The organism is Pseudoalteromonas sp. SG41-1, assembly GCF_014164575.1.
Lineage (GTDB): Bacteria > Pseudomonadota > Gammaproteobacteria > Enterobacterales > Alteromonadaceae > Pseudoalteromonas > Pseudoalteromonas rhizosphaerae.
Genome location: NZ_JACJFL010000015.1, coordinates 18,015 through 40,595, shown reverse-complemented (window position 1 = coordinate 40,595; position 22,581 = coordinate 18,015). Strand labels below are relative to the sequence as shown.

Genomic DNA, 22,581 nt, shown 5'->3' with positions numbered 1-22,581 from the left:
AGCGCGAGTTAAATCGCGCTTTTTTTATGTCTGATAGCATCGAGTAAAGATTGATTGTGAGGGGTATTAATACCGAGTTGATTACCTTTTTGGCAAATATAACCGCACATCGCGTCAATTTCTGTGATGCGATTATGGGCGACATCTTGATGCATTGATGAGTAATTGTTTTTGGTATCACTCATCACTTGATAGGCGTTCGCTAATGCTTCAGCAAGTCGCACATTAATACCTAGTTTATTTGCAACGGTACACGCTTCGTTTAAGATATTTAAAATTATGCCACTAAACTGTGGTGCAGTCAGTGCGCCATTTTTCACATTGTGCAGCGCACTGAGTGGATTAATAGCAATATTAACGAGTAATTTTTCAAAGCGTAATTGTTGTATATTATTTGTGGTTGTTAATTCAGGAATAGCGTTTAGTAGATTTTTAACTTCAGCGAGTTGTGTTTTTGCTTGCTGGTTACAATCACCTAAAATGCTGCTCCCGATACCAGTATGCAACACACTAAAAGGTGCATCTTTGTAGCCCGCTAAACGTGTTGTTAAAAAATATAGTCCTTGTTGTTTTGTAAGTTCGCTATTTATTTCATCTACATTACCCATGCCATTGTGAGATAAAATCAGTTGGCATTGAGCGCTTAAAAAAGGCTTTAGTTGCCTAAATGCGGTGGCAACTTGATATGCTTTAACAGTAAAAATAACAACATCGACTTGGCCGTGCTCAGATAATTGAGTCAGGTTTGTCAGTTGGCAATTAATTGCTTGTTTTGGCGCGTTTGCTTGTTGATAAAAACGAGGTTCGTCAATAGCATGCTTGGTAAGTAGGGTAACCCTGTGCTGTTGACTCAAATAATGGCTATAGAGCAGCCCAATGGCACCATCGCCAACGACGAATATATTAGCCATTTTGATTCTTTTTAAAACGAGAATAAATACCGAACAACAAAAAGAAACTAGCAGCCCCAGAAAAGTCAGCAACAACATCAGCAACAGATGCGCTACGATAAGGGATTGTGCTTTGCATTAGCTCAATAGCGATACCATAAAATGCTAATAACACGAGGTGAACGAATACAGGTAGCTTGAACGCTCTGACCATGACGGCTGCCAGAACAAAGAAAATAATAAAATGCACTAACTTATCTAGATGAGGCAGTGACGATACCCCAACGCCCCTAAAATCGCGGGCAAACAAAAAGGTAAATACCAGAATACTGATTAAAAATAGAGTTTGATAAACACGCCGAGTCACGAAAAATCCTAAATCGTTTAAAAATAGAACCGCAGTATATCAAACAAATTTCGTATCGCACCTGAACAAAGCATAGAAAAGTGTAAAGATTTATAAAATTTATATAGTATAATTATCGACAATATAAATTTGAATTAAAAATATCTTGTTAGGAGAGACTTATGCCTTCATTTGACATTGTTTCGGAAGTCGAAATGAACGAAGCAAAAAATGCTGTTGATAACGCTAACCGTGAACTTGAAACTCGCTTTGACTTTAGAGGCGTTGATGCGTCAATAGAGCTTAATGATAAAACCATTAAACTAAAAGCAGAAGCTGATTCACAGGTTATGCAGTTGTTTGATATTTTAGCGAGCAAAATATCAAAACGCGGTATGGACGTATCAAGTTTAGAGCTGCAAGATATTTCACGTGCGGGAAAAAATGTTTACCGTAATGTTGCGCTAAAGCAAGGTATCGAAAAAGATATGGCTAAAAAAGTCGTTAAAGCCATTAAAGACTCTAAAGTAAAAGTACAAGCCGCGATCCAAGGCGAAGAAGTACGTGTAACGGGTAAAAAACGTGATGACCTACAAGAAGCCATGCAAGTAGTACGCAGTGCTGATTTAGGGCAACCATTTCAGTTTAAAAACTTTAGAGATTAGAAAGCTAGGAGCTAGGTTTCTAGGTGCTAGAAAAAGCCAAATTGCAGCAATGTAGTTTGGCTTTTTTAGTTTAGAACTTATGATTATTCCTAGAACCTAGAGTATTTAGATGTATAGCCGTCCATTGACTTTTGTGCTTAAAATAATCACAATAGCGACCTATTTTCAAGGTGCTTGTGGTTACTTTTCAAGGTTGTTGATTAAGTAAAGCAAGATAATCGGGAAGTTGGTGGCGTTTATAGGATATAAACGAAGTCCAACACTGCCCCCGCAACGGTGATACATACTTTTAGCTAAATTTATTAGCGAGTTATGTTAAGTCCGGAGACCGGCCTTGAAGTCAATTTACTATCACTTGTGCGGTGGGCGCGGGTCAGGGGATATCATGTTAAACAAATCTACTCTAGGCGTAGCAATTGCCGCTGCGTTGTCTTTTTCTGTGTCTGCAGAGCAATCAATAGAACGCCTGACGGTAACCGCTAATAAATTTGAGCAATCAATTACTGATGTACTTGCCAGTGTAACTGTTATTGAGCGCAGTGATATTGAAACAAGTAATGTCCGTGATTTACCGAGTTTACTAGCAACCCAAGTTGGTTTTCAAATAAATTCCAATGGTGGCTTTGGGCAAAGTTCTGGCGTGTCACTTCGCGGTTCAAGCTCGCGACATACACTTATTTTGATTGATGGCGTACGTACGGGCTCTGCAACCCTTGGTTATAAATCAATTAGTAATATTCCTCTTAATTCAATAGAGCGCATTGAAATTGTTAAAGGCTCTCGTGCTGCAGTTTATGGGTCTGACGCGCTCGCTGGTGTGATCAATATTATTACTCGTACAAAGGAATCCGTCAGCCTAGATGCAACATTTGGTACTGATGCTTATCAAAATTATCAAGTTGCAGGTACAACGGTAGTTGATGCTGTTAAAGCGTCGTTTAATGCTGGGTTTGAAAAAACGGATGGCTTTGACGTATTGCAAGGCGTAGCACCGGATGAAGATGGTTATGAGAACAAAAATTTAGGATTTAATATTCGCTATGCAGATGAGCTGTTAGGTGAGCTTAAAGCGCTGGGTCAATACAGTGAAGGTAATGCACAATACGACAATGCTTTCTCGCCTATTGATAGTATCGTAGAAAATAATGAATTTGAAAATTATCAGCTAGGGCTGGGTTGGGATAAATCCTTTACCGATCATAAGCACTCAATTAATGTTGCTATTGCAACCGATGATTCTGACAACAAAGGCTATGATTACACTGGTGCGATTATTACTAATAGTTATAAAACAAAACGTAAACAATTTGATTACCACGGCAGTTATAATGCAAGCCAAGTTTTAACCGTTAATGGCGGGTTTAATTGGTATAAAGATGAAATATTTACTAATGGTAAGGCTTATCTAGCGGATAGCAAAGTAGCTAAAGCTGCATTTCTTGGGGGCTATTTTGATGATAATAAAGTCATTGCAAATTTAGCATTGCGTTTAGATGATGATGAGCAGTTTGGTAATGAAACAACTTACGCCGCAGCTGTTGGTTATCACTTAAATAAGCGTGCAACACTTCGATTGAGCCAAAGCACGGGCTTTAAAGCGCCAACATTTAATGATCTTTATTTTCCTGACCCTTTATCTCCAGGTAATCCAAATTTAGCACCAGAGACATCAACTAACCAAGAGTTAGGTTTGAGTTTAGACTTTTCTCAAGCAAAGCTTGATATATCAATATTCAGAAATAATATTGAAAACCTAATTGCATGGGCACCTAATGCAGCTGGTAAATGGCAGCCAGAAAATATAAATGAAGCACGCCATGAGGGTGTTGAGTTTAGCTTTGCCAATACAGTACTTGGTTTTGATAATCAGTTTAATTTTACTTATTTAAATGCTGAAAATACCGAAACGGGTGTAGCACAAACTAATGTTTCACCACGTACTGTGAACTGGTCTGTTGCGAAGCAGTGGGGCGATTTTGATGCCGGTTTTGATATGCAGTACCGTAGTGATCGTCAAGGTAAAGTAACAGAGCTTAGTTCTTATACGTTATGGAACTTAACTGCAAATTATCAATTTAACAGTGCGCTTTCATTTTCTGCTCGTGTTGAAAACTTATTTGATAAGCAATACAACGCGGTTGACTCAAGTATGGATTATGTAACTGGCGAAGTGTTTTACTACAATACAGTTGACCGTCGCTTCTTTGTTGGCGCAAGTTACCAGTTCTGATCTCGTTCTAGCTTAAATAAAAAAGCCCGACACTTTTGTTTGTCGGGCTTTTTTATATTTAGATGAAAATGCTTATTTAGCACTTTGCTTAGTTTACTAAAAACTGTTTATAGTCTTTTTCAAACTTTTTCAGCTTTGGTGCTATCAATAAACTGCAATAGCGTTGCTCAGGGTTTTCGTTGTAGTAGTCTTGGTGATACTGCTCTGCTGGGTAGTAAGTGGTTGCAGGGCTAACTTCAGTGACGATATCTTCGCGTATTTGGCTTTGTAATTTTGCAATATATTGATTAGTTTGCGCTTGCTGCTCGCTATCATGATAATAAATCACACTTCGATATTGGGTACCTATATCATTACCTTGGCGGTTTAGCTGAGTGGCATCATGCAGGGTAAAAAACATCGCCAGTAAGGTTTCATAGCTTATCAGGCTACTGTCAAACTTAATCTGTACAACCTCTGCGTGGCCGGTGAGGCCAGTGCAAATTTGTTTATACGTAGGCTCAGTTGTTTCGCCGCCAGTATAGCCAGAGCTTACTTGTAAAACGCCTTTCACGCGCCTAAACGCGGCATCAATACACCAAAAGCAGCCACCACCAAATGTTGCAGTTTCATTTGTTATACTCATTTAGTTGTTCCTTAAAGCTGTTAAATTACACGGATTATCTAGCGTAACAGAAGAACGAGCAAGGAGGTTTATTATTTCATTTAATTACGGCAGGGAAGTGTGTTGAAGTGAACAGTAGCGTTGCTATGGGTTTGCAACGCTACGATGAGATTAAAGCTCTTTTAGCGGCCTTTCAGCTTCTTGTTGGTTGAGCTTTTGTTGTAAAAACTCAGGAGACTGAGTATTGCGAGCCAGCGCATAGTACGCCGCAGGAACAACAAATAGCGTAAGTATGGTTGCGACAATAACACCAGTAAACACCACTACACCAATTACCATACGGCTCTCTGCACCAGGGCCTGAGGCTAGCACTAGTGGCACCGCACTCATTACCGTAGTCAAAGAGGTCATAATAATTGGTCGCAATCTTTGGGTTGCTGCTTGTAAAATAGCTTCACTAAACTCTACGCCTTTATCGCGCAATTGATTGGTAAATTCGACAATCAATATACCGTTCTTAGCACTAAGACCAATCAGCATTACAATGCCTATTTGGCTGTAAATGTTTATGGTTAGTCCTGCAACCCATAAACCAAACATTGCGCCCATCAAACCCAGTGGCACAGTGAGCATGATCACAAAGGGGTGCATAAAGCTTTCAAACTGAGCGGCTAAAACTAAGAAGGTAACAGTAAGCGCTAGAATGAAAACATACGTCATCGCTGAGGCACCTTCATAATATAATTGCGATTCACCTTTATAATCAATGGCGCCATCAATTTCGTTTTCTTCCATTGCCACTTTATTTAAAAAGTTAAGCGCTTCTTCAAGGGTGTAACCATCGGCGAGGTTAGCGCTCAAAGTAATAGCACGCATTCGGTTGTAACGATTTAGCCTTGATGCAGTGGCTTCTTCTTTTAAGCTAATTAAGCTATCTAGAGGAACCAGTTCATCACTGCGAGATTTTAAGTAAATATTTGATATATCGGTAGGATCAGCAAAGTCAGCTTTAGTGCCTTTTAAGATCACATCGTACTCTTCACCACGGTCAATAAAGGTGGTAACACGGCGTTGACCTAACATGGTTTCAAGGGTGCGGCCAACATCCGAAACTGAAATCCCTAAATCCGCCGCTTTGTTTTTATCGATACTGATCAAAAACTGCGGGAAGGTTTCTTTGTAGTCATGGTCAATACGCACCAGTCCTGGGTTTTTCTCTGCACGTTCAATGATCCGGTCTCGCCAATCAGCTAATTGTGCATAATCATTACCTTGCAGGACAAACTCAATGGGCCGTGATGAGCCACCGCCACCAATACCACGGCGCATAATAGCAAACGCGCGCACATCGGTGACTTCAGTCATTTTTGCACTGATCTCATCCATTACTTCCCAAGTTGAACGTTTACGTTCATCCCAGTCTGCCATACCAACAATTGCCACACCACCGCTGCCACCCCAGCCAGGAACGCGTACCAGCACTCGACTTAGTTCGCCCGCTTCGGAATAAGGCATTAAACGTTCTTCAATTTTTGCCATGTTGGCGGCGTTATTTTCATAACTTGCCCCTTCAGGGCCACTCATCATGATAAAGAAAGTACCACGGTCTTCTTTTGGCGTAAGTTCTGAAGGAATTTGTTGGAACAGTAAATAACTAACAAAACCAGCCAGCAGTAGGGTGATTGTTAAACCACCTGAACGCGTCATATTTGAGCGTAAAGAGTTTTTATAACTTTGCTCAATCTTACTAAAGATACGGTCCATCCATTGGCTGAATTTACTCTCTTTTGAGGATGGTTTAAGTACTAATGAACACAACGCTGGCGAGAGTGTTAATGCGGTAATGCTTGAGAAGAATACCGCGGCGCTGACGGCCATCGCAAACTCGGTAAATAATGCGCCGATACGGCCATCCATAAATACCAAGGGGACAAACACCGAGATCAGCACTAAGGTGGTGGCAATAATTGCAAAGCCAACCTCACGGGCGCCACGATAAGCGGCTAGTAGGGCAGGTTCGCCCAGTTCGATACGCCGGTGAATGTTTTCTAGCATTACAATCGCGTCATCAACAACCAAGCCAATTGCTAGCACCAGCGCCAGTAGTGTCAATAAGTTAATTGAGTAACCCATCGCCAATAAGAACATAAAGCTACCGACCAGCGCAACTGGGACTGTTACCGCTGGGATCAAGGTGGCGCGAATGTTCCCTAAAAATAAGAAGATAATTAATACCACCAAGGCCATAGAAATAGCCAAGGTTCTGTAAACCTCGTTAATTGATTCTTTAATGAATATTGACGAGTCGTAGCTGTCTTGAATAGTTGTGCCTTCTGGCAGGTTGCGTTTGATTTTTTCAAGTTCAGCACGGGCATTATCAACCACGGTAAGTGTATTCGCTTTAGCTTGTTTAACAATACCAAGGCCAACCATATTGCGGCCATTACCTCGGAATAAGCTTTCATCGTCAGCGGCTTCTAATTTTACATCAGCGACTTCACCAAGACGAACTAAGTAACCATCGTCGCCACGTTTAATTACTAGGTTTTGAAAATCACGCTGCTCTTTGTAACTACGCGCTGTTCGAACTGTAAAGTCACGGTCGATAGATTCTATCTCACCTGCAGGTAGCTCAACATTTTCAGTTCGTAGGGTGTTTTCTATGTCACTACTGGTTATGCCACGAGCAGCCATTGCTTGGCGGTTGAGCCAAATTTTCATGGCATATTTACGTTCACCACCAACACGTACATTGGAAACACCATCTACCACAGCTAAACGGTCGACAATAAAGCGCTGTGCATAATCAGATAGTTGCAATGAATCCATTGTGTCGCTATTGAGTAAAAACCATGCAATAGGGCTTTCATCACTGTTAGATTTAGATACTTCTGGCGGGCGTACTTGCTCAGGTAGACTATCAAGTGCGCGCGCTACACGTTCGCGGACATCGTTTGATGCGGCATCAATATCACGGCTGATATTAAATTCAATGGTAATATTTGAGCGGCCATTTCTACTTGATGAATTAATGCTTTTAATGCCTTCAATACCGGAAATACGGTTTTCCAGCACTTGGGTAATTTTTGTTTCAATGATCTCGGCTGACGCTCCCGTATATTCAGTGCTTACACTGACTATGGGTGATTCAATATCAGGATATTCGCGCAGCGGTAACATCGAAAAAGCCACTAAGCCAAAGGTTAGTAACAGTAGGTTAATTACAATTGCAAAAACGGGACGTTTGACACTGGTATCAGTAATTTTCACAGTTTACCCCTTCACAGTAACTTTGCTGCCTGAGCGAATTTTAATAATTCCTTCAGTAACAATTTGTTGCCCATTACTAATACCTTCATCAATGGCAACCCAACCATTGTGACGACCTGCAACGTGAACCTCTACTTTAGTGGCTATTCCGTCTTCAATTTGAAAAACATAATGTTTATCTTGTTGTGGGATCACCGCTTTCTCTGGCACCATCATCGCTTGATTCGAGCTAAGTTGTAACGCGGTCTTGAGCAACATGCCAGGGCGTAATAAACCACTTTTATTCGCGAAGCTTGCTGTGACTTCAACACTGCGGGTGATTGAATCAATCCGAGCACTAACGTGCGTTACTTTACCGGTGAAGGTTTTTTCAGGGTAAGCATCATTTTGGGTCATTACTTTCATGCCAACGTTTAATTGCGCAAGGTATTTTTCTGGGACTTTAAAATCGACTTTAATAATGCTTATATCATCTAAGCTTGTAATAATTGTGCTGTTATTTACATAAGCACCTACTGAGATCTGACGCTTACCTAAAATACCTGAAAAAGGCGCGATAATAGTCATTTCAGATAATTTTGTTTTGGCGTTTTCAAGCTGAGCTTCGGTTGCATCAACGCGAGAAAGTTGCTCTTCGAGTAATGACTTTGCAGTTGCTTGTGAGCGAGAAAGCTCTGTTAAGCGTTCAAGTTGACGTTTTTCTTCGCGTAAGTTGATTGCCAGCTCTTTAACAGTGAGCTCTTCTTGCTGCGATTGCAATTGTACGAGCTTTTGACCTTTACTGACTAAATCACCGTCTTTGAAATAAATGTCAGTTACGTAATCATTTTGTGCGCTTTGTATATAAATTGCTTGATTAGCGCGGGCACTGCCGATAGCCTCAATGAGGACAGCATTTTCTTCACTTGCAACAGTGTGAGCGGTTACTTGCGTTGCATTAACTGTGAAGTCAGATTGCTCACCTTGGCTGCTTGGTAAATAAAGATAAACACATAGCCCCAAAAGTAGAGTAATAATAAATGGAAAGAGCGCTTTGCCAGATTGCTTTGCATACATTGTTAAAAATACCGGAGAATTAATTGCCTCTAGTGTACAAAATTACAGCGTGAATTGGCGGCCGCGTATCTCATAAATCTGTCGGTTAGGCGTAAAAGTTCAGTTGTTTTTCATTTTGTTCCCATTTTATGTTTGTGTGTGAGAGAGTTATGAAGTTAACGAGCAAATGTCCGCGTTGTATGAAAATACGTAAATTGATAATTTGGGCTATAATTATGTACGCTTTTTATATTGTTTTTTATCGTTATGGTTAAACGCAAAAACGCTGTTTTGAAATTGCGTGCGCAAGGTGCGCGCAATGGTATCGAAACTCTCACTGTCGGTGCGGTTGGGCTTTTATTTATAATGCTAGTTAATTTACTGCGGCCCGACGAAATTAGCATTTTCGAAATTTTCTTGGTGAGTTTATGTTTGGCTGCCATTTTTGTTGGGTTTTTAAAAACCCAAGAGCCATTTTACAGTTTAGTTATTACAGAAAAGGAGCTTACTTACCAGCATAAGTATGGCTGCTGGTGTGTTAAGCAAGAAAATCTAAATTACAGTGGTATTCCTAAAGTAGAACAAGAACTTGAGCAACTTGAGTTAAATGCTGTAGGTATCAAACTTAACGACACCGATGAATTTTTATTACAACTAGGACCAAGAATTGCGGGTAAATTATTGATCGAACAACGACATTTATTTATGCAAGTAATTCAAAAACATTGCAAAAATGGCAATTGCCCATCAGAATGGTTAGTTGAGGATAATCATTACACTTCTGTGAATGGTCGCAGTTTTAATGGCCTTATAGCCATGTTTGCTAATAGAATGCGACATCTACGACAATTAACAGGATATGACTTACTGTTACCAGCAAGTGTATTGGATAGAAGTATTTGGGATTTTAGCCACAGCTTAAATGCATGGCGGAACAACCCAGTAGTATTTATTGAATCTCAATTAGAGAGTAAGACGCCTGAAAATAGGCGTTAGTTAGTAGGATGAAGCGATGAGTCAAGATAGATCTTTTATTAAAAGTGGCAGAAATACCATAATCCATAAAGATAAAAAACTCGATTTAGTGATCGTGAATTCTGAAGTGCACCCAAAAATAAAGGTAACTCAACATGGTTTAGAACCATTCAAAGAAGAGTTGCCAAAAAACCGTCGTGAAGCTAAAGAACGCTATTTAGAAATGGTCTATGTTGGCAGTGTAGACGTATTTGGTGAAGAGAAGCGTTTACTGTTTATTCAGGCGTTAGATGGCCGTGAGTATAAGATAGATTATAGTAAAATAGGCACAAAGTTATTTGTCCGTATTCACCAAGATAGCTATTTATAACATCCTCTCTTTTGTATCTGGCATTGTTGTTGCTTAATTTATTGATTGGCGTGGCTATTAACATTAAGGCTATGTAATTTCAGTTTTAAATGAGGAATCAGTGCATGAAATCCCCCTTGATAGTTTTACCGTTATTAGCTGTATTGACAGCATGCGGTGGCGGCGGAGGCGGCAACGATAATCCCGTGGTTGCAGCATCCGTTTTTGCTGGCGATGATCAGCGCATTATTGAAAAAAGTGAATTTACTATTGAAGCCAAAGGTTCGCCTGTTGATGGTACTTTTACGTGGCAGAGAGTAAGTGGACCAATTATTGACAGTTTCCCCCTTGATGGTGCACTACAAACAATTACCGCCCCCGATATTAAAGCAAACAGCGAATTATTATTGCGTGTTAGTTATCAAACCACAGATGGCCAATTAGTAAGTGATGACTTACTGATCGAAATTGAGTCAAATAATCAGCTTCCTCAGGTTATTGTTACTCAAACTTCACCCGAAACACTGCCTTCTGATTATAAAGATACAATTACTTTAAGTGGTGCCAGCTCAGTTGATCCGGATGAAAATGGCCAAATTAATAGCTATAACTGGCAACAAATTGCAGGACCAACGCTTGCTGTAGATAGTAATAGCAATGCAACAATTACTTTCACTCATCCGTTACTTGATACCAACACGCAGATCACTTGGCTGTTAACAGTTGTCGATGATGAGGGGGGAGAAGCAAGCACGCAATATTCACATACCTTAAATAAAACCAGCGATGTGATTATTGCCAATGCTGGTATTGATCAGAGTGCTATTGAGCTGGAAAAAGTGACCTTAGATGCTACAGGTTCAGAAACAGTAACAGACACCTTTAAATGCTATTGGCAACAAATATCTGGCAATGCAATACTTGATAATCAGCAACAATGCATTACCTCTTTTACTGCACCAGCGACCGAAGCGGTTAACACGCATACCTTTGAAGTAACCGTGACTGATAGCAAAGGGCGCACAGATACAGACACCGTCAATATCGTGGTTAAATCAAAACCGCTTGGTTTGCTCAATGATACCGGTATGGATAAATGTTACAACAACACCCAAGAAATAGCCTGTACGAGCCCTGACTTTCCTCGCCAAGATGCTGTTTTGGGTCGTGACAGCGTCGCAACTACACATATAGAAAAAGTCGGTAAAGGTGAATTGGCTTTTGATTTTACTAAATTAAATGAGTTCGCAGATGAACTGAGTGATTCTGCAAGCAACTTTAGTTGTATTCGCGATAACGTAACGGGTTTGATTTGGGAAGTAAAAAGCCCTAATACAGGCACTTTGCCAAATACGGCGTTGCGTGAAGGTCAAAATCACTACACATGGTATTTAAATAGTGGCGATGGCGTACAAACGGGGAGTGTACAAGGGACACCGAATAGTACTTGCCCAAGTAGTAGTAACTGTAATTTGCAGGTGTATATTAATGCCGTCAATACACTCGATTATTGTGGTGGTACCAACTGGCGAGTGCCTACTTACACAGAGTTATTAACGCTACTTAATTATGGCAAGCATGGACAATCAATATTGCTTGATGAGAATTATTTTCCTAATACGCCTAATAGCAACTTATTAGAGGATGGACTAATTTATTGGACCTCACAAACTTCGGCCGATGGTACCAGTTTATCGCAAGCGTATGTTTTTGATATGAGTAACGGCAATGATCTGGCTTATCCAAAAGGTAATACCGCCTTTGTGCGCTTGGTTAGAACTGCAGGAGCATCGCAATGAAATCATTATTAGTTGGCTTACTGCTACTTAGTCCTGCCGTGATGGCTGTGCAGACTTGCTACACTGGTGTGACCGAAACAACACCCGCAACCCGTTTTACAGTTAGTGTTGATGGCACCGTTAGCGACAGTGTAACCGGGCTAATGTGGCAAACCTGTAGTTATGGACAAGGTTATGATGTTGCCACCAACAGCTGTATTAATAGTGCTGTAAAAGTAAATTGGCAAGAGGCGCTAAGAGCCGCAGTGAATGACCGAACAGGTGCATATACAGATTGGCAAGTACCTAATAATAAAGAGCTTGCTAGTATTTTAGAGCACAGCTGTGTTACCCCAAGTATTAATCAGTCTGTATTTTTAGGTAATAAAAGTGAAAACTATTGGACAAATACTTCAGGTATTGCCGATAAAACTTCAGCTTGGGTATACACCTTTGACAGAGGCCTTAACAGTTTGCACGATAAAACCTCATTTGTGTACCTACGTCTAGTACGTTATGAAAAGTAGCTAGCTTAGTTAATTGAAATACTGCTGCAATATCTCTAACCGCGCTTGTTCTAGCGCGGTTTTTATTGCTGCGCCCTTAATGCCTTGCGTAATAAATTGCTGCGGGTTAATTGCTTTAGCTGCTTTGGTTGCTGTTAATAATTTTTGATTAGCCAGTGATGCTGCTTGGTTAATCTCAACGGCTTTAAGAACTGCCTCGAACCGTTCAGGGCGGCGCCATAAATCGAGTTGATTGCAGCAACGGAGTAGTTGCTGTGCGGTGATTGTTTGGCTACTTAAGGTTGCTTGGTGGGCATTAAGTTGTAATGCCAAATCGCGTACGTCATTTGGTAAACGAATAGTTTGACTGAGAATTTTAATCTCTTCTTGCGTCAATGATGCAGTGGCTTGTGCAAACAATAATGCCTGATCGGTTATATTTTGGCTTTGTGCGTAAGCGTAACGGTTTTTTAGTTGTTGATATAACTCATCGCTCCAGTTACCTGCTAAGGCAGGGCTGATTGCACTAAGCGCGCCTAACTGCGCTAAAATATTCAAAAACTCAGCAAATGCGCCATCCGTTAATGATTTTTCACATTCTAGCCAAATGCGTTCTGCGGTGAGTGTTTGTAACTCACCTTGGTTGATCATCTGTGTTAGCAATTGCTGGGTTTCTTCGGCAATCGTAAAACCAAGATAATGATAACGAGCTGCAAAACGGGCAACGCGTAATATACGTAGTGGATCTTCGCTAAATGCGTCAGATACATGGCGCAAAATGCGGTTGTCTAAATCTTGCTTGCCGCCATAAGGATCAATTAAGTTGCCATCTTGTGCTTTTGCAATAGCGTTAACGGTTAAATCGCGGCGGCGTAAGTCGTCTTCTAAGGTAACATCTGCTGAAAACTCGCAGACAAAGCCCGTGTAACCTTGGCCTTGTTTTCGCTCGGTACGAGCTAGTGCGTATTCTTCTTTAGTTTTTGGGTGTAAAAAAACGGGAAAGTCTTTACCAACTTGTTGATAGCCTTGTTTGATCAGTTGCTCAGGAGTTGCACCGACCACCACATAATCGCGCTCTTTGATGATTCGCCCTAATAGCTCATCACGAACTGCTCCACCGACCAAATAAACTTGCATAATTTCCCCTGAATATTAACTGTGCAAACTATTTTACGTTATTTAGCTAATAAAACGCTAACAAGGTTTTCACTTACGCTGTTTTTTTGCCATTATAGGCCGTGATTTAATCAGTAAGGAAATTTAGGGTGTATTTAAGCTATTTTGGCTTGTCAGAGAAACCGTTTTCAATCGCGCCAAATCCACAGTACTTATTTTTAAGCGAACGCCATAAAGAGGCGTTGGCGCATTTAACTTATGGCTTAGGTGAAGCCGGTGGGTTTGTATTGTTAACCGGTGAGGTGGGAACAGGGAAAACGACCTTAACCCGCAGTTTGCAAGAGCAGTTACCTGAAAACACACAAGTGGCGTTGATCCATAATCCAGCACTGTCACAATTGGAACTGTTAGCGAGTATTTGCGATGAATTTCATATTGTTTATGACGAGCAAAATGCGACGTTAAAAACCTTAACTGATGCAATTAAAAAGCATCTTGAAGCAAATCATCAAGCTGGTGGCCACACTATTTTGATTATTGATGAAGCTCAGCTTTTAGCCCCTGACGTACTAGAACAGCTTCGCTTATTAACTAACATAGAAACAAATCATAAAAAATTACTACAAATAGTATTGGTTGGTCAGCCAGAATTACAGGCTTTATTAAAGCGTAATGAGTTGCGTCAGTTAGCGCAGCGGATCACTGCTCGTTATCATTTACTACCGTTAACTGAAGGACAAACTTTTGCTTACGTTAAACATCGTTTGTATGTTGCAGGTTGTGATCGGGGACTATTCTCAAATGATGCGTTAAAAACGATTCACTTAGTTACTGCAGGTATTCCGCGTTTAGTAAATTTATTATGTGAACGCTGTTTAATGGGAGCTTTTTCTAAGCAGCTAACGATGATTGATAGTGATATAGTAATGCGCTCAGCACAAGAAGCGTTACCGCCGAGTGCATTAAGTTCCGTTAGCATAGAGCAGCAGTCGTCGTTTAATTGGCTCTATCCGTTGGCATTTTTAACTGTGCTCAGTCTGGGTATTGGTTTGTCGTTCATTCTTTAATTAATGGTCATATATGTCGTATTTATTAGATGCCTTAAAACAATCAGAACAACATGATGAAGCGTCAGCACATGACAGAAACGCTGAGCAATTAAAACAGCAGCAAGAACTACAGCGTTATCGTTTTATTGCGATTTCGCTTGGCTTGTTGGTTGCTTTTTTACTGACCTTGATGGCAGGGTTTTCAATTGGTAAATGGTTACAAAAAAATCATTTAAATACCCCTGAACAAATGGTAACGAGTGTTCAGGATCAATCAGTGGAGCCTGCTGATGACAAAACACCTGTGCCTGCCACAGTGAAGCCTGAGCAATCGATACCTGTGCAAACAAATCCAGTACAAACTAGCCCAGCGCAAGTTGCTAGCACGCAGCCGATGTCTCAGCCGCAATTTGTTCAACCTCAGCAATACCAACAAGCAACAGGGCAATATCAGTGGGTGCAAGTGCCAGTAAATACTGCACCAGCTTATCCGCAAGGTCAGCCAATACTGGTGCAAACACCTAATGGTTATCAGCAAGTATATGCAGCGCCTCAGCAGCAATATAATCCTAATGCAGTGCAAATGCAGCCAATGATTAACAATAGCGCTAGCAATATCGATATGAGTAAATACAAAGTATTGGGGAAGCCTCTTGGCGAACCGACTAGTGAGAAATCAAAGCCGGTTGCAACGGTAAGCGATGAAGAACTTGAAACTGTGCCAACGGCGCTTAAAAATGCCTTTGCTCGCGCTATCGAAGATACTCAAAGCACCCAATCTCATCAAGTAACGCAAGGCACTAAAAATTCATCTTATGCTGAGCCGATTGAGTTACTACCTGATGCTTTGTTGGCATTGATGCCAGAAATTAAATACCAAGCGCATATTTACTCATCATCACCTGATAAACGTTGGGTTAAGCTCAATAATCGGGAGTTGTATGAGGGGGATAGCATTGGGGACTTAAGAGTATTAGAGATCACTCCAGAGCAAACGGTGCTGAGCTTTGATGATTATGAATTTAGCTTAAAAGCGCTGCAAGATTGGCCCGAGTGAAGATTAGATAGCTACTTCGCGCAGGCCAATTTCGTTTTCGGCGATTATTACGGCAAAATTGAATTTTTGAAAAATCTAATTAAATCAATGTTGAAATCCGCTGGTTTAATGGCGGATTCTAACGAATCTTGAGTTCGGTTGTGCGCCAGATCTATATCTTGAACTTGTGTGTAGTGAGCGTGTTTTGCATTGTAAAAAGTTTTCACTTGAGGTTTAAGAGGGCTGCTAGGGTTGCTTTTGGTCACTAGGCCGACTTTTTGACTCGACAGTTTAACTAACGTGCCAACTGGATGAACGCCAATACACTGAATAAATTTAGTCAGTAACCCGCCATCAAAGCTATCTGGACAACCGTCTTTGAGTATTTTAAAGGCCTTGATTGGCTCCATGCCGGCCTTATAAACACGCTCTGCGGTAAGTGCGTCATAGACATCAACAATCGATGCCATACGCACGTACTGGCTTATTTCATCAGCTCGCTTGCCAAACGGGTAACCCGTGCCATCTAGTCGCTCATGATGAAAGCCTGCAATATCGACAGCAATGCCTTTAAGGCCCGCCAGTTCTAAAATTTCTTTACTAAAGCGCGCATGATCCTGAATCACTTTATATTCTTGATCGGTTAACTTACCCGGCTTATTAAGAATGTCATCCGGTATCTGAATTTTACCAATATCATGTAACAGCGCACCGGTGGCAAGTTCTTCAATAAGCGCTCGTTCAAAACCTAAGTGTTTGGCAAAAATACTGATTAAGATCGAGACGTTGATCGAGTGTTCTAGTAGGTAGGCGTCTTTTTCACGCATACGGGTGATGCATGCTAGGGCATCTTGATTACGAAATACCGAATCAATAAAGCCGCTAGCTAATTCTTTAAAGGGGGCAATATCTATAGTGTTACCGGCTTTTATATCGGTAAATGCTTTGCTTTGCAGTTGTTTTGCTTCGCTGTAGAGCTTAAATGCTTTGTCCATCTCTTGCTCAACACTGTGTGTTGTAGACCAAGGATCACGTTGTTTAGGCGGTTCAACCTGTATATCGTTTGTTGTGGCTGTAGGAGTGAGTTCAACGATGGTTTTATCAGGATCAATTTCGATTTCTAAGATACCGGCTTTTATAAGCTGCTGCACGCCTGCTTGCGTTTTTACCCAACCTTGGTTTTTGATTTTTATTTTACCAGTTTGTTTAGTTACGCTATGCACAAACATACCTGGCATAAGCTGATCGATTGGGATAATTTTCAATGTGTTTACTTCATAATAAATAACATACTACAAAACTAGCAAACTTTTTACTGGATAAGTAGTAAAAAGGGCGCTAATTAGCGCCCTTTGTTAATATCTACTTAAACTCTACTCGTCATCTTCAACTAAAGTCATTAGTGATGTATTACCGCCCGAAGCCGTTGTATCAATACTTATGGTCTTTTCTGTTACTAAGCGTTTGATTAGCGTGTCGTAGTACTCAGCACTGATCACTGGCAAAATAGCTCCTTTACGTTGTGCCAGCTGTTGACTGAAGTAACCTAAGCGCGATGAGCGCGCTGCAACAACAGCACCTGCTAAATGAGGGTGCGCCAAAATAGCTTGTAACTGATTCGGCTTAGCTACTTGGAATACCCCTTCAGCAATACCAGTTGAGATAAATTTATCTTTAAAGGCTACCGCTTCGTCATAGAATAACTCAGATGCTACGGTGATCACGGTATTACCAGCAGCAAGAGCTGTGATGATCGAAATAGCCCAGAAGTTAAACGAGGTACTCTTATCTGCATAACAAACCACACAACCACGCGCTTCAAGGTGAAGGGTGTTTGATTCACCTGTTGGCCCCGGCAAAGTAGTAAACTTACGCATGTGCTTTTCAAGGCGATTAAGCTGGGCACGTGCATCGGCAAGTGTTAATGCTAAATCGTCGGCTAGTTCATCGATAATATCGACTGTGGCAACTTTAGCTAATAGCTGACGTACCGCTGAAACACGATCGTTCAGTGGTGTTGCGCGCCAAATTTTTTCATCGCGCATTGAATTTGCCATTAACTTCTCGACTTGCTCAGCAGCACCTGAATAGTGGTGAGTGTCAAGCTCGTCTGGCGTCAAGTTAGTCATTTGCACGTTTTCAGGCGATGCTTTTTCTTTAACTAAACGAGTTAAGTAGTTAGGGCCACCTGCTTTAGGTCCGGTGCCAGATAAACCACGACCACCAAACGGTTGTACGCCAACAATCGCGCCAATCATATTACGGTTAACGTAGACGTTCCCGGCACGCGACATTTTTGCTAAGTATTCACAACGCTCTTCGATGCGTGAATGGATACCCATGGTTAAACCAAACCCAGTGTTATTTATTTGGTCAATCACGTTATCAAGTTCTGTGCCTTTAAAGCGAATGATATGCACACATGGGCCAAATACTTCACGTTTCAGTACAGATAGATCTTTGATTTCATATAAACGTGGCGCAAAGAAATACGCTCCGTTTTCGCTGTTATCTGGAATATCACACTCATAATGCAGTGTTGCGTTGCCTTTTAAGTACTCAACGTGTTCGTTTAAGTTCTTCAAGGCTTTTTCATCAATTACAGGGCCGATATCGGTTGATAGTAATGATGGATCGCCAATGTGTAGCTCTTTTAACGCGCCTTTGATCATTTCAATTACGCTATCTGCGATATCTTCTTGAATGAACAATACACGCAGTGCAGAACAACGTTGACCAGCACTTTGGAAACCAGAGCTGATCACATCGTCAACGACTTGCTCTGGCAGTGCTGTTGAATCTACGATCATACAGTTCTGACCGCCTGTTTCGGCAATCAACGGTACTTGAAGATCATTACGTGCAGCAAGTGTTTGAGAAATGATGGTACCGGTCTCAGTAGAGCCTGTGAACATAACCGCTTGAATGCGTTCATCAGGAACAATGGTTTTTCCTACTTCACTACCACGTGCGATAACAGGCTGTACCACATGCTCTGGTAAACCAACAGATAACATAAGCTCAATAGTACGCAGTGCAATATAGCTAGTTTGTTCAGCTGGCTTTGCAATAACAGTGTTACCAGTTACGATTGCTGCAGCAACTTGACCTAAGAAGATTGCTAGTGGGAAGTTCCATGGGCTGATACATAAAATCACACCACGGGCTTCAAAACGCTCATCTTCACTTAGCTCTTCGGCGCGAGCAGCGTAGTAGCGACAAAAATCAACCGCTTCACGTACTTCGTCAATACCATCTTGTGCTACTTTGCCGGCTTCTTTGATACAGATAGCCACAAGTTCGTCGTGATGACGTTCTAGAATATCAGCAATGCGGCGTAATAGGTTTGCGCGCTCTTTAACTGGCGTTTGTGACCACGACTCAAAGGCGGTTTCTGCATTGCTTAGTAGAGTGAGCATATCATCGCTATTTTGTAGCTTGATATGACCGATAATCTCTTGATGATTGGCAGGGTTTTTAACTGCAATTGAACCTTCAGGAATATCGCTTTCACTAATACGGTGCTCTGCAAACCAGTTATCAAGATTTTCCTTGAATGGCGTGATCACATTGATATCGGTTAAATCCATACCTTTTGAGTTAGCACGTTCAGCGCCGTATAAATCAATTGGCATCTTAATTTGCGTGTTGTACTTGTTACGCAAACCTTGCAGTGTTTCTACCGGATCCGGTAATAACGATTCAACAGGTTTAGTGGTATCAACAATGGCGTTAACAAACGATGAGTTAGCACCGTTTTCAAGTAAACGACGCACTAAATAAGCCAATAAATCTTCGTGCTGACCTACAGGGGCATAAACACGACACTGAATTTTTTCTTCAGTTACGATTTGGTCGAATAATGATTCACCCATACCGTGCAGGCGTTGGAATTCAAAACCTTGGTTATCACCTTTAGCAACTTCTAAAATTGTTGCCGCAGTGTAGGCATTGTGGGTTGCAAACTGTGGATAAAGTACATCACGTGCTTCTAGCATTTTGATAGCACATGCTTTGTAAGATACGTCGGTTGTTGCCTTACGAGTAAATACTGGGAAGTGCTCTAAACCATCTTGTTGTGTGGTTTTGATTTCGGTATCCCAGTAGGCACCTTTAACTAAACGCACCATCATTTTACGACCAACACGGCTGGCAAGCTCAGTTAACCATTCAATCACAAAAATTGCGCGTTTTTGATACGCTTGCACAGCTAAACCAAAACCATGCCAACCAGCTAGGTCATCATCACTAAATACTGCTTCGATTACATCAAGTGAAATATCAAGGCGATCAGCTTCTTCAGCATCAACAGTAAAGCCAATATCGTAGCTTTTAGCTGCCATGGCCAGCTCTTTAAGCTTAGGCACAATTTCGTTCATGACACGTTCTTTATGAGTGAACTCATAACGAGGATGGATCGCAGACAGTTTCACTGAAATACCAGGGCTCTTAATTGGGCCACGGCCATTTGCCGCTTTACCAATAGCATGAATCGCATTCATATAGCTATTAAAGTAACGCTGTGCATCTTTCATGGTGCGAGCGCCTTCGCCAAGCATATCGTATGAATATACATAGCCTTTTTGCTCTTTTTCTGCTGCGCGTTCGATGGCTTCGTTAATTGTACGACCCATAACAAACTGCTTACCCATGATCTTCATGGCAAAGTTTACTGACTTACGAATAACCGGCTCGCCTAAACGACCAATGGTTTTTTTCAGTACACCAAACTGCTGTTCTTTGGTTTTATCAGTGTAGTTAACCATTTTACCGGTCACTAATAGACCCCAAGATGACGCATTAACGAATAGTGAGTCGCTGCTGCCTAAGTGAGAGCTCCAGTCGCCTTTGGCTAACTTATCGCGAATTAGCGTGTCTTGAGTGGCTTTATCTGGCACGCGAAGCAATGCTTCAGCTAAGCACATCAATACCACACCTTCTTCACTAGAGAGTGAGAACTCATTAAGTAGCGCATCAACACCGCTTTGACCATCTTGATCGCGACGAATAGTGTGAACTATCTGGCGAGCACGTTCCCAAGCACGGCTGCGAGCTTTTACGCCTACTTCAGCAAGCGGTAAAATATGATCAATTACAGCATTTTCGTCAATGCGATAAAAGTCACGGATTTTTTGTCTGATTGGACACGTTGTTGTCAAATCGCCGTCAAATAACATAAGCAACCCTCTGGTGTATGGAGTCTTGCAGCTAAAAAATTTCGCTGCCCGATTTTTATGTACGTAATGCGTGCATTCTAATTAAAATCCAGCAGAATATGCTGGTTAAATTTAGCGTTTTACGATAATTTACAGGGCATACTTTAAACTTATCCGCATAAAATTCTGTTATGACAAGTCCGAATAGATTACGCATGCTCGATCGTATCGATTTAGCAATTTTAGACGTTCTGCAAAAAAACGGCAGAATTTCTAATGTTAACCTCGCAAAGCAGGTTAACTTAAGTCCCAGCCCGTGTCTTGATCGAGTAAAACGGCTTGAACAAGAAGGTTATATCGAAGGTTACTTTGCCAAGTTGAGCGAAGCCAAACTTAATCAAAGCTTAGTCGCGCATGTGCAAGTGTCGTTAGTGACGTCAAATACTGCGGTATTTAAAGTGTTCCGTGAACATATTTTAAAAATCAAGCAAGTTGTTGAGTGCGACATGGTTGCTGGTGGCTATGATTACCTATTAAAGATTCGGGTTTCGGATATGGATGAATACCGTCAAGTGCTTGGTGATTTAGTCGATATACCGGGAGTTGGTACGCACCACACTTATATGGTGATCGAAAAAATTAAACAAGACACTGGGCTCAGACTCGATACTTAAATTTAAACTCGCTGCTACCAATACGTAGGCGCGGGTTTACCCCACGCATTAAAAAAGCACCCAAGGGTGCTTTTTTAATATCAAATATAGTGGTTATCGATTAAGCCCAGCCGTCGTAACGTTTACGGCGCGATAATACGATAGTCAAAATAATACCTAAAAATAGACCTATGAAGGCAATTGCTCCGCCATAAGTTAGTAGCTGACGTTTTTCTTTTGCACCGGCTTGTTGTTTTTCAGTGCGTTCAACTTCTAAGGTACTTTTTAATTTAGTAATCTGCTCTGATAGAGCACTATTTTGGTCAGTTAAAGTTTGGCTTTGCTCTTGCAGCTGCGGCAATTCAATTTGTGCTTGACGAAGTTGCTCTTGCATTGATGCCATTTCAGCACTGAGCGTGCGATATTGTTGGTGAATACCAGGAGTTTTAGAAACAAATTTAGCTTCTACCCAGCCTTCTCGTTCTTTATCATCAATAACTTTAACAAAGCCATTTTCTTCAGCAGATAGCTGGGTTAATTTTGTACCAGCATCAACAGAGCCAACAATGCGGTAATTTTTACTCGCGCCAGAGTGCATAAATGTATAAAGATTATCGACTATATAAGCGGTGTTTGCATCGCTAGCTGAATTGCTTTCTTCTGCGTGACTCATAAATGCGGCCGCCGCGAATAGCAAAGCTAATAAAGAATGTTTAAACATCAATCTACCCTGTTAATGTAACCGTCTGTGGGACAGCAATCGTATTATTCATAGTTAAGTATTGAGATAGTATGGATTTAGCGCCCTAATAGCAAGACTGATATTGTAATCATGGCTGCTGTTTCATGATTCAAATAAGCTAAAAAATTTGCAATGTTGAGCAGCTTTGTTTATTTTGAGCTCTTATTTATTTTAAAGGTAA

General features: G+C 41.1%; 18 protein-coding genes and 1 riboswitch. Of the genes, 9 read left to right on the top strand and 9 right to left on the bottom strand.

Annotated elements, in window-relative coordinates:
- Positions 1-8: 8 nt before the first annotated feature.
- Positions 9-911, bottom strand: a complete 903-nt coding sequence (locus tag H5203_RS10715) for a ketopantoate reductase family protein (RefSeq protein ID WP_145235140.1) — start codon at positions 909-911, stop codon at positions 9-11.
- Entirely contained in the window at positions 904-1,257 is a 354-nt protein-coding gene (locus H5203_RS10710; protein WP_145235143.1) for a VanZ family protein, read from the bottom strand. Before H5203_RS10710 ends, H5203_RS10715 begins: the two co-directional genes overlap by 8 nt.
- Positions 1,258-1,418: 161 nt before the next feature.
- Here H5203_RS10710 and H5203_RS10705 point away from each other — a divergent pair, with 161 nt between their 5' ends.
- Entirely contained in the window at positions 1,419-1,901 is a 483-nt protein-coding gene (locus H5203_RS10705; RefSeq protein WP_145235145.1) for a YajQ family cyclic di-GMP-binding protein, read from the top strand.
- Positions 1,902-2,074: 173 nt separating this feature from the next.
- Positions 2,075-2,253: riboswitch (cobalamin riboswitch) on the top strand.
- A 33-nt stretch (positions 2,254-2,286) separates the two neighbouring features.
- Positions 2,287-4,131, top strand: coding sequence for a TonB-dependent receptor domain-containing protein (locus H5203_RS10700; RefSeq protein WP_182819716.1), 1,845 nt, complete (start codon positions 2,287-2,289; stop codon positions 4,129-4,131).
- Between the two features lie 88 nt (positions 4,132-4,219).
- Here H5203_RS10700 and msrA read toward each other — a convergent pair whose 3' ends face one another.
- The 3 genes from msrA to H5203_RS10685 all read right to left on the bottom strand — a co-directional run bounded on the left by msrA (position 4,220) and on the right by H5203_RS10685 (position 9,061).
- A complete protein-coding gene (gene msrA / locus H5203_RS10695) occupies positions 4,220-4,756 on the bottom strand; it encodes a peptide-methionine (S)-S-oxide reductase MsrA (protein ID WP_145235150.1) in 537 nt (178 codons plus the stop codon).
- A gap of 150 nt (positions 4,757-4,906) precedes the next feature.
- Positions 4,907-8,005, bottom strand: coding sequence for an efflux RND transporter permease subunit (locus H5203_RS10690; RefSeq protein ID WP_145235151.1), 3,099 nt, complete (start codon positions 8,003-8,005; stop codon positions 4,907-4,909).
- Between the two features lie 3 nt (positions 8,006-8,008).
- Positions 8,009-9,061: an efflux RND transporter periplasmic adaptor subunit gene (locus H5203_RS10685; RefSeq protein ID WP_182758409.1), complete on the bottom strand. Its 1,053-nt coding sequence runs from the start codon at positions 9,059-9,061 to the stop codon at positions 8,009-8,011.
- 246 nt (positions 9,062-9,307) lie between these two features.
- Here H5203_RS10685 and H5203_RS10680 point away from each other — a divergent pair, with 246 nt between their 5' ends.
- From H5203_RS10680 to H5203_RS10665, 4 genes are all read left to right on the top strand, one after another.
- Positions 9,308-10,036, top strand: coding sequence for a DUF2982 domain-containing protein (locus H5203_RS10680; protein ID WP_145235154.1), 729 nt, complete (start codon positions 9,308-9,310; stop codon positions 10,034-10,036).
- Between the two features lie 16 nt (positions 10,037-10,052).
- The gene (locus tag H5203_RS10675; RefSeq protein WP_145235156.1) at positions 10,053-10,385 is read left to right on the top strand and encodes a hypothetical protein; all 333 of its coding nucleotides are present in this window, start codon (positions 10,053-10,055) and stop codon (positions 10,383-10,385) included.
- A 104-nt stretch (positions 10,386-10,489) separates the two neighbouring features.
- Positions 10,490-12,163: a DUF1566 domain-containing protein gene (locus H5203_RS10670; RefSeq protein WP_182819715.1), complete on the top strand. Its 1,674-nt coding sequence runs from the start codon at positions 10,490-10,492 to the stop codon at positions 12,161-12,163.
- Entirely contained in the window at positions 12,160-12,669 is a 510-nt protein-coding gene (locus H5203_RS10665; RefSeq protein ID WP_145235161.1) for a DUF1566 domain-containing protein, read from the top strand. The genes H5203_RS10670 and H5203_RS10665 overlap by 4 nt, the downstream gene beginning before the upstream one ends.
- Before the next feature lie 9 nt (positions 12,670-12,678).
- On the opposite strand, the gene H5203_RS10660 is transcribed toward H5203_RS10665, so the two are convergent.
- Complete coding sequence (locus H5203_RS10660) at positions 12,679-13,785, bottom strand: tRNA nucleotidyltransferase (protein ID WP_145235163.1); 1,107 nt, start codon at positions 13,783-13,785, stop codon at positions 12,679-12,681.
- Positions 13,786-13,913: 128 nt separating this feature from the next.
- Here H5203_RS10660 and H5203_RS10655 point away from each other — a divergent pair, with 128 nt between their 5' ends.
- Both H5203_RS10655 and H5203_RS10650 read left to right on the top strand, forming a co-directional pair.
- Positions 13,914-14,831 carry an ExeA family protein gene (locus H5203_RS10655; RefSeq protein ID WP_145235164.1) on the top strand — a complete coding sequence of 306 codons (918 nt, stop codon included), beginning with the start codon at positions 13,914-13,916 and terminating at the stop codon, positions 14,829-14,831.
- Positions 14,832-14,844: 13 nt separating this feature from the next.
- Positions 14,845-15,870 (top strand): general secretion pathway protein GspB, encoded by a 1,026-nt coding sequence (locus H5203_RS10650; RefSeq protein WP_182778787.1) that lies wholly within the window; start codon positions 14,845-14,847, stop codon positions 15,868-15,870.
- Positions 15,871-15,917: 47 nt separating this feature from the next.
- Here H5203_RS10650 and H5203_RS10645 read toward each other — a convergent pair whose 3' ends face one another.
- Both H5203_RS10645 and putA read right to left on the bottom strand, forming a co-directional pair.
- On the bottom strand, positions 15,918-17,114 hold the full coding sequence (locus H5203_RS10645) for an HD-GYP domain-containing protein (RefSeq protein ID WP_145235168.1): 1,197 nt from the start codon (positions 17,112-17,114) through the stop codon (positions 15,918-15,920).
- A gap of 108 nt (positions 17,115-17,222) precedes the next feature.
- Complete coding sequence (gene putA / locus H5203_RS10640) at positions 17,223-21,026, bottom strand: bifunctional proline dehydrogenase/L-glutamate gamma-semialdehyde dehydrogenase PutA (RefSeq protein ID WP_145235170.1); 3,804 nt, start codon at positions 21,024-21,026, stop codon at positions 17,223-17,225.
- A 170-nt stretch (positions 21,027-21,196) separates the two neighbouring features.
- Here putA and H5203_RS10635 point away from each other — a divergent pair, with 170 nt between their 5' ends.
- The gene (locus H5203_RS10635) at positions 21,197-21,679 is read left to right on the top strand and encodes a winged helix-turn-helix transcriptional regulator (protein WP_145235173.1); all 483 of its coding nucleotides are present in this window, start codon (positions 21,197-21,199) and stop codon (positions 21,677-21,679) included.
- A 100-nt stretch (positions 21,680-21,779) separates the two neighbouring features.
- On the opposite strand, the gene H5203_RS10630 is transcribed toward H5203_RS10635, so the two are convergent.
- The gene (locus H5203_RS10630; protein WP_145235175.1) at positions 21,780-22,379 is read right to left on the bottom strand and encodes a TIGR04211 family SH3 domain-containing protein; all 600 of its coding nucleotides are present in this window, start codon (positions 22,377-22,379) and stop codon (positions 21,780-21,782) included.
- Positions 22,380-22,581: the final 202 nt, after the last annotated feature.

What these genes read in the sequence shown, in the direction of transcription:
- H5203_RS10715 (WP_145235140.1), bottom strand. Translation starts at nt 911, where the DNA reads ATGGCTAATATATTCGTCGTTGGCGATGGTGCCATTGGGCTGCTCTAT.
- H5203_RS10705 (WP_145235145.1), top strand. Translation starts at nt 1,419, where the DNA reads ATGCCTTCATTTGACATTGTTTCGGAAGTCGAAATGAACGAAGCAAAA.
- H5203_RS10700 (WP_182819716.1), top strand. Translation starts at nt 2,287, where the DNA reads ATGTTAAACAAATCTACTCTAGGCGTAGCAATTGCCGCTGCGTTGTCT.
- msrA (WP_145235150.1), bottom strand. Translation starts at nt 4,756, where the DNA reads ATGAGTATAACAAATGAAACTGCAACATTTGGTGGTGGCTGCTTTTGG.
- H5203_RS10685 (WP_182758409.1), bottom strand. Translation starts at nt 9,061, where the DNA reads ATGTATGCAAAGCAATCTGGCAAAGCGCTCTTTCCATTTATTATTACT.
- H5203_RS10680 (WP_145235154.1), top strand. Translation starts at nt 9,308, where the DNA reads ATGGTTAAACGCAAAAACGCTGTTTTGAAATTGCGTGCGCAAGGTGCG.
- H5203_RS10675 (WP_145235156.1), top strand. Translation starts at nt 10,053, where the DNA reads ATGAGTCAAGATAGATCTTTTATTAAAAGTGGCAGAAATACCATAATC.
- H5203_RS10670 (WP_182819715.1), top strand. Translation starts at nt 10,490, where the DNA reads ATGAAATCCCCCTTGATAGTTTTACCGTTATTAGCTGTATTGACAGCA.
- H5203_RS10665 (WP_145235161.1), top strand. Translation starts at nt 12,160, where the DNA reads ATGAAATCATTATTAGTTGGCTTACTGCTACTTAGTCCTGCCGTGATG.
- H5203_RS10660 (WP_145235163.1), bottom strand. Translation starts at nt 13,785, where the DNA reads ATGCAAGTTTATTTGGTCGGTGGAGCAGTTCGTGATGAGCTATTAGGG.
- H5203_RS10650 (WP_182778787.1), top strand. Translation starts at nt 14,845, where the DNA reads ATGTCGTATTTATTAGATGCCTTAAAACAATCAGAACAACATGATGAA.
- putA (WP_145235170.1), bottom strand. Translation starts at nt 21,026, where the DNA reads ATGTTATTTGACGGCGATTTGACAACAACGTGTCCAATCAGACAAAAA.
- H5203_RS10635 (WP_145235173.1), top strand. Translation starts at nt 21,197, where the DNA reads ATGACAAGTCCGAATAGATTACGCATGCTCGATCGTATCGATTTAGCA.
- H5203_RS10630 (WP_145235175.1), bottom strand. Translation starts at nt 22,379, where the DNA reads ATGTTTAAACATTCTTTATTAGCTTTGCTATTCGCGGCGGCCGCATTT.